The sequence below is a fragment of the Vibrio sp. TRT 2004 genome, assembly GCF_050113735.1.
GTDB lineage: Bacteria > Pseudomonadota > Gammaproteobacteria > Enterobacterales > Vibrionaceae > Vibrio.
Genome location: NZ_JBNJOH010000152.1, coordinates 1 through 639, shown reverse-complemented (window position 1 = coordinate 639; position 639 = coordinate 1). Strand labels below are relative to the sequence as shown.

Sequence of the window (639 nt, the reverse complement as noted above, 5' to 3'; positions counted from 1 at the left end):
ATGATGTGAAGCTTGTGGGCTAACGGATAACTCTCTCTGAGTCTACAGAAAAAACGAACCATGTTTTCACTGTTAATGCTTTCATAATCGCTCACAATAGTCGCACCAATATCCGATAGGTTCAGTGCACCAACAATATTCAGTCGGCTACGATTACCTGTCGTTTCCAATACTTTATCTTGGCCTGTACGTATCCAACCATGGGAGATTTTGGTCGAGAGTGTTGGGTGAACGGCATCGATAAAAACGATCGATTCATCCTCGCCACAACTCGCTTTCAGAGCTTCGTAAGCATCAATGAACTCTTGCTGCTTTGCTTTATCAAACTTGTGAGGAATGCCTTTTGGCTGCTTGTAGCTAAAGCCATTGTGGTGCAACCATTTATTCATGCCTGAAACTGTATAACTGAGGCCAAACTCCTCTTTCACATAAGCGACAATTTGATGAGTATGAGCATAGGTATGCTCAGTCAAATGTTCGATGAGGTGCATGGTTTGAGTCGTAGACATTTTGCTTTGGCTGCCACCATTTTCAGGCTTAAGCTTTTCAGAGAGAACGTAGTTGCTGAGGTGGCGAGCGACCGTCGATTCATGAATCCGAAGGGCTTGAGAAATCATGGCCTGACTCCAGCCTTCAGAA

The 639-nt window shown here is 44.3% G+C and carries 1 protein-coding gene; it reads right to left on the bottom strand.

What is annotated here, in order from left to right; genetic code table 11:
* A partial coding sequence (locus tag ACQEXR_RS20345; protein ID WP_427021059.1) for an IS630 family transposase occupies positions 1–639 on the bottom strand: 639 nt, incomplete at both ends.